This window comes from Tatumella sp. JGM94, assembly GCF_018257595.1.
In the GTDB taxonomy this organism is placed as follows: Bacteria; Pseudomonadota; Gammaproteobacteria; order Enterobacterales; family Enterobacteriaceae; genus Tatumella; species Tatumella punctata.
The window spans coordinates 21,226-30,087 of the sequence record NZ_JAERJN010000029.1 but is presented as its reverse complement, the minus strand read 5'-3'; the positions used below and the strand labels follow the sequence as shown (position 1 = coordinate 30,087).

At 49.7% G+C, this 8,862-nt stretch carries 8 protein-coding genes; 1 reads left to right on the top strand and 7 read right to left on the bottom strand.

The window, feature by feature from the left end; all coding sequences use genetic code 11:
• A partial coding sequence (locus tag JK216_RS17085; RefSeq protein ID WP_249213700.1) for a transposase occupies positions 1-252 on the top strand: 252 nt, incomplete at its 5' end.
• Positions 253-336: 84 nt separating this feature from the next.
• On the opposite strand, the gene JK216_RS16040 is transcribed toward JK216_RS17085, so the two are convergent.
• The 7 genes from JK216_RS16040 to atpA all read right to left on the bottom strand — a co-directional run bounded on the left by JK216_RS16040 (position 337) and on the right by atpA (position 8,862).
• Positions 337-825 (bottom strand): TnsA endonuclease N-terminal domain-containing protein, encoded by a 489-nt coding sequence (locus JK216_RS16040; protein WP_212712119.1) that lies wholly within the window; start codon positions 823-825, stop codon positions 337-339.
• A 138-nt stretch (positions 826-963) separates the two neighbouring features.
• Complete coding sequence (gene glmS / locus JK216_RS16035; protein WP_212709104.1) at positions 964-2,790, bottom strand: glutamine--fructose-6-phosphate transaminase (isomerizing); 1,827 nt, start codon at positions 2,788-2,790, stop codon at positions 964-966.
• 164 nt (positions 2,791-2,954) lie between these two features.
• A complete protein-coding gene (gene glmU, locus JK216_RS16030; RefSeq protein WP_212709119.1) occupies positions 2,955-4,322 on the bottom strand; it encodes a bifunctional UDP-N-acetylglucosamine diphosphorylase/glucosamine-1-phosphate N-acetyltransferase GlmU in 1,368 nt (455 codons plus the stop codon).
• A gap of 207 nt (positions 4,323-4,529) precedes the next feature.
• A complete protein-coding gene (locus JK216_RS16025) occupies positions 4,530-4,949 on the bottom strand; it encodes a F0F1 ATP synthase subunit epsilon (protein ID WP_212709103.1) in 420 nt (139 codons plus the stop codon).
• Between the two features lie 24 nt (positions 4,950-4,973).
• Positions 4,974-6,371 (bottom strand): F0F1 ATP synthase subunit beta, encoded by a 1,398-nt coding sequence (atpD, locus tag JK216_RS16020; RefSeq protein WP_212712118.1) that lies wholly within the window; start codon positions 6,369-6,371, stop codon positions 4,974-4,976.
• A gap of 30 nt (positions 6,372-6,401) precedes the next feature.
• Complete coding sequence (atpG, locus tag JK216_RS16015; protein WP_212709101.1) at positions 6,402-7,268, bottom strand: F0F1 ATP synthase subunit gamma; 867 nt, start codon at positions 7,266-7,268, stop codon at positions 6,402-6,404.
• Between the two features lie 52 nt (positions 7,269-7,320).
• Positions 7,321-8,862, bottom strand: a complete 1,542-nt coding sequence (atpA, locus tag JK216_RS16010; RefSeq protein WP_212709100.1) for a F0F1 ATP synthase subunit alpha — start codon at positions 8,860-8,862, stop codon at positions 7,321-7,323.

Below are 8,862 nucleotides of genomic sequence, written 5' to 3'. Positions count from 1 at the left end.
ACAAGAGGTATCCAGATTAACTTTATCCAGCCAGGTAATCCGCAGCAAAATGCCTATATAGAGCGTTACAATAGGACGGTGCGCTATGACTGGCTGGGACAACACCTGTTTACCTCACTGGATGAATTGCAGAACTATGCCACGCGATGGCAATGGTTTTATAATCACGAGCGACCGAATATGGCACTGAATGGCTACACGCCGATGCAACATATTCAACGCTTATCTGATCCTACTTATTGCCTCCGTTAAAAATGGGGGGATTACCAAAGTATCCTTTAACCCCATATAGCCACTCAATATTCGACACGATAACGCTATCTATCTCTTTCTCTGTTACAAGAAACCATGGAATTTTTTGAGCAACCAATATCGTCGTTCAATTTCAAGTTTTTCGACCGTTCTTGGGTCTTTTAAGTCTTTTGTATACTTAGCTTGAATAGCAAACTTGGGCTGAATTTTGGAAGATGAGTTGACCAAAAAATCTGAGGACATGACAAGATTCACTCCACCTTGCGAAGGATGCCAAAGCTGACCTTCATTGGAAATATTTAGAGTGTCATCCCTATTGAGCGGAAATTGCTCTCGAATGTCAGTTGTGGCTGCACTATGGTCGAGAAGAAGAAAAACCGCGAATTCGAGGTCTGATAGTACATGATGAATACGGCCAGTTAGGTGAGAATAGATTCGCTGAGAACGACCTGTTGAAGGAACCTCATTAACATACAACCACGGTTTATAACTAGAAAGCCTTCCGGCCCCCCTACCTTCTTTAATCCGTTTGATGATTTGATTTTCAGTTAAAACGTACTTTGATTTTGCCATAACAAAAACCCGGTCAACTTTTAATCAGTTTAACCGGGTTTTAAAAGTTTTCAACTTTAATGTTACAGTTTCATTCTTTATTGTTTAGTTCTAATCTTTATTGTCTACCGACAAAAGATGTCGGGCGGATACTGTTATTTACTCAACGGTTACCGATTTTGCCAGGTTACGTGGCTGATCGACATCAGTGCCTTTAATTAAGGCAATATGATACGACAGTAATTGCAGCGGAATAGTATAAAACACCGGTGCCAGTACTTCTTCCACATGAGGGAGCTGAATGATTTTCATATTCGGGCTGTCGGTGAAACCGGCATCCTGATCAGCAAATACATACAGTTGTCCGCCCCGGGCGCGCACTTCTTCGATATTAGATTTCAGCTTTTCCAGTAACTCATTATTTGGCGCAATAATGATGACCGGCATATCAGCATCCACCAGCGCCAGCGGACCATGTTTCAGTTCTCCGGCGGCATAAGCTTCAGCATGGATATAAGAGATTTCTTTCAGTTTCAGCGCACCTTCCATCGCGATCGGGTACTGATCGCCGCGTCCCAGAAACAGGGCATGGTGTTTATCTGAAAATCCTTCTGCCAGTGCTTCGATCTGTTTGTCATGTGACAGGATTTGCTCAATCCGGCTGGGCAGCGCCTGCAGGGCATGAACGATATCATGTTCAACCTGTTCTGGCTGGCCATTCAGCCTTGCCATCTGAGCCACCAGCATCAGCAGTACTGTCAGCTGGGTGGTAAAGGCTTTGGTCGAGGCCACACCAATTTCGACCCCGGCTTTGGTCATCAGTGCCAGGTCAGATTCGCGTACCAGTGAGGAACCCGCCACATTACAAATGGCCAGTGAGCCAAGATAACCCAGTTGCTTAGACAGACGCAGTGCCCCGAGGGTATCTGCAGTTTCGCCGGACTGTGACAAGGTGATCAGCAGACTGTTTTTCCGTACCACCGATTTCCGGTAGCGGAATTCAGAGGCAATTTCAACATCACAGGGGATCCCTGCCAGCGACTCAAACCAGTAGCGGGCCACCAGCCCTGAATTATAAGACGTACCACAGGCCACAATCTGAATATGTTCAGCCTGGCTGAGCAGCTGTTCCGCATCCGGCCCTAATTCACTCAGGTCCACAACCCCCTGATGAAAACGTCCCTGCAGGGTATTTTTCACCGCCATCGGCTGCTCATAAATTTCTTTCTGCATGTAATGGCGATAGAGGCCTTTATCACCGGCATCATACTGGGCAGAAGATTCAATTTCCGGACGGCTAACCGGCTCACCGTCAGCGAAAATATTCACCGACCGCCGGGTGACCTCAGCAACATCACCTTCTTCCAGGTAGATAAAACGCCGGGTAACCGGCAACAACGCCAGCTGATCAGACGCGATAAAGTTTTCTCCGACACCACAACCAATCACCAGCGGGCTGCCTGAACGGGCCGCGACCAGAACCGAAGGATCGTTACTGTCCATGATCACCATACCGTAAGCACCACGCAGTTGCTTAATCACCCGCTGAACAATTTCACGCAGGCTGCCGCCACGTTTTTGCTCGTCATTAATCAGATGGGCAACCACTTCGGTATCTGTTTCAGAGACAAACGTATAGCCCAGAGCCTTAACCTTTACCCGTAGCTCTTCATGGTTCTCAATAATACCGTTATGCACCAGTACAATATTACCGGAGACATGGGGATGTGCATTCTGTTCTGAAGGCTCTCCGTGCGTCGCCCATCGGGTATGAGCAATACCGGTTCCCCCGGGCAATGGCTGCTGTGCAGCAGCCTCTGCCAGTGCCTGAACCTTACCCACACGCCGCAGACGGATCATCTCGCCCGGTTGGTTAACAACGGCCAGGCCTGCTGAATCATAACCACGGTATTCCAGGCGGCGTAAGCCTTCCAGCAGAATTTCCGCAATATCACGTTGTGCAACTGCACCCACTATTCCACACATATTTTTTAATCCTGACGTTATGGCGTATTCACCATAGAGATTGTCATCTGACCTGATGTTCCGTCGCGACGGATCCCCCGAGCCTTGCAGAGAATGGGGGTTATTATTTGTCACAGCCTGTCCGGTGCCGGTCTGTGCCGGCTGGCCGGGAAATATCAGATAATTTATTTTTTTACCGGCCGCAGCCAGTCAGCTTTTACACTTTGTTGCTTTGGATTATAAACCAGCGCTTCATGGTTTATATCTTTCATTACTGTGGTTCCCGCCGCAATAGTCACCCCGTCAGCGACCGATACCGGGGCAATAAACTGGCTGTCAGACCCGACAAACACATTATCACCGATAATGGTTTGTGATTTATTCTGCCCGTCATAATTACAGGTAATCGTCCCGGCACCAATATTGACCCCGGCGCCGATCTGCGCATCGCCCAGGTAGGTTAAATGGCCGGCTTTTGAACCGCTACCCAGTGCCGATTTTTTAATTTCGACAAAGTTACCCACATGAACTTGTTCAGCTAACGAGGTACCTGGCCTCAGGCGGGCAAAAGGCCCCACAGTACAGGCACTTTCCAGCCGGGCATCTTCAATGACGGAATAAGGACTGATTTCACAGCCATCACCGATCACGCTGTTTTTAATAATACATCCGGCACCGATTTTCACTCCATTGCCGAGCGTAACCTTACCTTCAAGGATCACATTAATATCAATGCTGACATCGCGGCCATGTTGCAGCTGCCCGCGTAAATCAAAACGCGCCGGATCGCTTAACATAACCCCGGCCAGCAAGAGTTTATCCGCCGACTGACGCTGATAGATCCGTTCCAGGGTTGCCAGTTGTTGCCGGTTATTAACCCCTTCCGTTTCACTGCTGTTTTGCGGATGAACGGCGGCAATACGGCACCCTTGCTGGTGGGCCATCGCGATAATATCAGTAATATAATACTCTTTCTGGGCATTATTGTTGGTCAGTTTAGCCAGCCAGCGCCGCAGATCACCACCATTGGCCAGCAGGATACCGGTATTAATTTCATTGATAGCCAGCTGCTGCGGGCTGGCATCTTTCTGTTCGACAATCCCGGTAATTTCGCCGTTTTCACGGACAATGCGGCCATAACCGAACGGGTTATCCAGTACCACTGTCAGCAATCCGATGCCACCTGCGGGTTTCTGCAGACGTAACTGTTGTAATGTCTGCTCAGAGATCAGCGGGACATCACCGTATAACATCAGAATATCTTCATCATCAGTAAAGAAAGGGGCTGCCTGTTGCATAGCATGGCCGGTACCCAGCTGCTCAGCCTGTTCAACCCAGTGTAATATCGGGTCATTAAGGGTGTTTTTCAATAACTCACCACCATGACCATACACCAGGTATATATTATCCGCACCCAGCCCCTTTGCCGCATCAATCACATGCTGCACCATAGGTTTTCCGGCCAGCTGATGGAGCACTTTCGGGAGATCCGAATACATCCGGGTCCCCTTACCGGCAGCAAGGATCACCACACTCATTTTTTTATCTGCCATCATCTGCCATCACTTTTATTTAATCGGGTAAAGCAAAGAGTATACAGTATAAGGATACCTGACTGCATAATCTGCCCGCGGGCTGCTCTCTGCGGAGACAGGATGCTGAGCCGCTGTTTCAGGAGATTATCCGCTCCCTGGCCGGATCAGGCACATAAAAAAAGCCGGTAAGCTTCCACTTACCGGCTTTTTTGCAGCGTAATGATCTTACATCACTTTCCTGGTCAGTTCGATGACGCGCAGTTTAGCAATAGCTTTCGCCAGTTCAGCAGAGGCCTGAGCATAGTCCACATCACCGTGGCTTTTGTTCATATGATCTTCTGCTTTACGTTTTGCTTCCAGAGCACGTGCTTCGTCCAGATCCTCACCACGGATGGCTGTATCAGCCATAACCGTAACACTTTCGGGCTGAACTTCCAGAATCCCCCCGGAGAGATAAATAAACTCTTCGTGGTTATTCTCTTTAACGATACGAACCATACCAGGTTTGATGGCAGTCAGAAGTGGTGCGTGACCGTGGAAAATCCCCAGCTCACCTTCACTTCCTGACACCTGGATATGCTGTACACTGCCGGCAAACATTTGTTGTTCAGCGCTGACAACATCCAGGTGATAACTTTTAGCCATATCAATCCTCCCGGGAAACTGAAATTACAGTTTCTTCGCTTTTTCTACAGCTTCGTCGATGGAACCAACCATGTAGAACGCTTGCTCAGGCAGATGGTCAAACTCACCTTCCATAATGCCTTTGAAGCCACGGATGGTATCTTTCAGAGAAACGTATTTACCTGGTGCACCGGTAAAGATTTCTGCGACGAAGAATGGCTGAGACAGGAAACGCTGAATTTTACGTGCACGGGACACCAGCAGTTTGTCGTCTTCAGACAGTTCATCCATACCCAGAATCGCGATGATATCTTTCAGTTCCTGGTAACGCTGTAACAGAGACTGTACGCCACGCGCAATATCATAGTGCTCCTGACCCACAATCATCGGATCCAGCTGACGGCTGGTGGAATCCAGCGGGTCAACCGCAGGGTAAATACCCAGTGATGCGATCTGGCGGCTCAGAGTTACCGTTGAGTCCAGGTGAGCAAAGGTGGTTGCCGGAGACGGGTCAGTCAGGTCATCCGCAGGTACATACACTGCCTGTACGGAAGTGATAGAACCGGTTTTGGTTGACGTGATACGTTCCTGCAGTACACCCATCTCTTCTGCCAGTGTTGGCTGATAACCTACCGCAGAAGGCATACGACCCAGCAGTGCTGATACTTCAGTACCGGCCAGGGTATAACGATAGATGTTATCGACAAACAGCAGAACATCACGGCCTTCGTCACGGAATTTTTCAGCCATAGTCAGACCGGTCAGCGCAACACGCAGACGGTTTCCTGGTGGCTCGTTCATCTGGCCATACACCAGAGCAACTTTATCCAGAACGTTAGACTCGGTCATTTCGTGGTAGAAGTCGTTACCTTCACGGGTACGCTCACCCACCCCTGCAAATACAGAGTAACCGGAGTGTTCAATTGCGATGTTACGGATAAGTTCCATCATGTTGACGGTCTTACCTACACCCGCACCACCGAACAGACCGACTTTACCGCCTTTAGCAAACGGACAAATCAGGTCGATAACCTTGATGCCTGTTTCCAGCAGTTCGGTGGAGTTAGCCAGTTCTTCGTAGCTTGGTGCTGCACGGTGAATAGAGTTTACTTCAACGGTGCTGCCATCTTCGTTCTGCAGATCGCCTTTCATATCGATAGGCTGACCCAGAACATTCATGATACGGCCCAGAGTAGCTTTACCTACCGGTACCTGAATCGGTTTTTGCAGATCGGTCACCTTAAGGCCACGTTTCAGGCCGTCAGAAGTACCCATTGCAATCGTACGAACAACACCACCGCCCAGCTGCTGCTGAACTTCCAGCACCAGACGGTTATCACCATTTTCAACCTCAAGGGCGTTGTACACCTGTGGTACAGCGTCCTGAGGGAACTCGACGTCAACTACGGCGCCGATAATCTGGACAATCTTTCCAGCTGCCATCTTGAATCCTCTACCTAATTCGTTACCTGGTTAAACCGCGGAGGCCCCCGAGACGATCTCGGTAAGTTCCTGGGTGATGCTGGCCTGGCGGGCTTTGTTGTAAACCAACTGAAGCTCTTTGATAAGCTCGCCACCGTTATCGGTTGCCGCTTTCATCGCCACCATACGTGCTGCCTGCTCGCTGGCCAGGTTCTCTACAACACCCTGATAAACCTGAGACTCGACGTAACGACGCAGCAGAGTATCCAGCAGCGCTTTCGGATCGGGTTCGTACAGGTAATCCCATGTTTTCTTCTTCAGTTCTTCATTATCTTCTGCTGGCGGTAACGGCAGCAGTTGATTGAGCACCGGAGTCTGGGACATGGTGTTGTTAAATTTATTACTGACAACATAAAGCTTGTCGATCCGGCCTTCATCGTAAGCCTGCAGCATCACTTTTACCGGGCCAATCAGATCAGACAGTGCAGGCTTATCGCCCAGACCGTTTACCTGAGCCACGATATCCGCGCCTGCGGCACCGAAGAAAGACAGGCCTTTGGAACCGATAATGGCCAGTTCACTCTGAACGCCTTTATCAGACCATGCTTTCATATCTGCCAGCAATTTCTTGAACAGGTTAATGTTCAAACCACCACAAAGCCCGCGGTCAGTAGATACGACCAGATAGCCGACGCGCTTAACGTCACGCTCTTCCAGGTAAGGGTGCTTGTATTCCAGATTCCCTAACGCTAAGTGACCAATCACTTTGCGAATGGTTTCTGCATACGGACGGCTGGCCGCCATGCGTTCCTGCGTTTTACGCATTTTGGAGGCGGCGACCATTTCCATCGCTTTGGTGATTTTCTGCGTATTCTTTACGCTTCCAATCTTACTACGTATTTCTTTTGCGCCGGCCATGAGCTTCTCCTCAAAGTCAGGCGGCCTGCCATTTCAGGCAAGCCGCAAGACATTACCAGGACTGAGTTGCTTTAAACGAATCGAGCAGCGCTTTTAACTTCGCTTCGATTTCGCCATTAAAGTTACCCGCTTGGTTGATTTCCTGCATCAGTTCAGCGTGTTCACGCTCAGCGAATGACAGCAGAGAAGACTCAAAGCTGAGGATTTTAGCAACCTCAACATCGCCCAGGTAACCGCGCTCAACCGCAAACAGGACCAGGCCCTGCTGAGCAACAGACATCGGTGCATACTGCTTCTGCTTCAGCAGTTCAGTGACTTTCTGACCGTGTTCCAGTTGCTTACGGGTAGCATCATCCAGATCTGACGCGAACTGAGAGAACGCCGCCAGTTCACGATACTGTGCCAGAGCGGTACGGATACCCCCGGACAGTTTCTTGATGATTTTCGTCTGTGCTGCACCACCTACACGGGATACAGAGATCCCCGGGTTAACAGCCGGACGGATACCGGAGTTAAACAGGTTAGATTCCAGGAAGATCTGACCATCTGTAATCGAAATTACGTTAGTCGGAACGAACGCAGAAACGTCACCCGCCTGAGTTTCAATGATAGGCAGAGCTGTCAGAGAACCGGTTTTACCTTTCACTGCACCTTTAGTGAATGCTTCAACGTACTCAGCATTTACGCGTGATGCACGCTCCAGCAGACGGGAGTGGAGGTAGAAAACGTCACCAGGGAATGCTTCACGGCCTGGCGGACGACGCAGCAGCAGTGAAATCTGACGGTAAGCAACAGCCTGTTTTGACAGGTCATCATAAACGATCAGAGCATCTTCACCGCGGTCACGGAAGTATTCACCCATCGCACAACCGGCATAAGGTGCCAGGTATTGCAGGGCTGCAGACTCGGAAGCAGAGGCAACCACCACGATGGTGTTCGCTAATGCGCCGTGCTCTTCCAGTTTACGTACCACGTTAGAAATAGTGGACGCTTTCTGGCCGATAGCAACATAGACACATTTAATGCCTGAATCACGCTGGTTGATGATGGCATCGATAGCCATCGCTGTTTTACCTGTCTGACGGTCACCGATGATCAGCTCACGCTGACCACGTCCGACCGGGATCATGGAGTCAACAGCTTTATAACCGGTCTGAACAGGCTGATCGACTGACTGACGATCGATAACACCCGGTGCAATAACTTCTACAGGAGAGAAGCCATCGTTATCCACAGGGCCTTTACCGTCAATTGGCTCACCCAGGGTGTTAACAACACGCCCCAGTAAACCACGACCAACCGGTACTTCCAGAATACGGCCAGTACATTTCACTTTCATGCCTTCGGCAAGATCCATGTATGGGCCCATAACCACTGCACCTACAGAGTCACGCTCCAGGTTCAGTGCGATAGCGTAACGGTTACCCGGCAGGGCAATCATCTCACCCTGCATTACATCGGCCAGGCCGTTGATGCGGATGATACCGTCACTTACAGAAACAATAGTACCTTCATTGTGAGCTTCGCTCACCACATTGAACTGAGCAATGCGCTGCTTGATCAGTTCGCTGATTTCGGTGGAATTCAGTTGCAT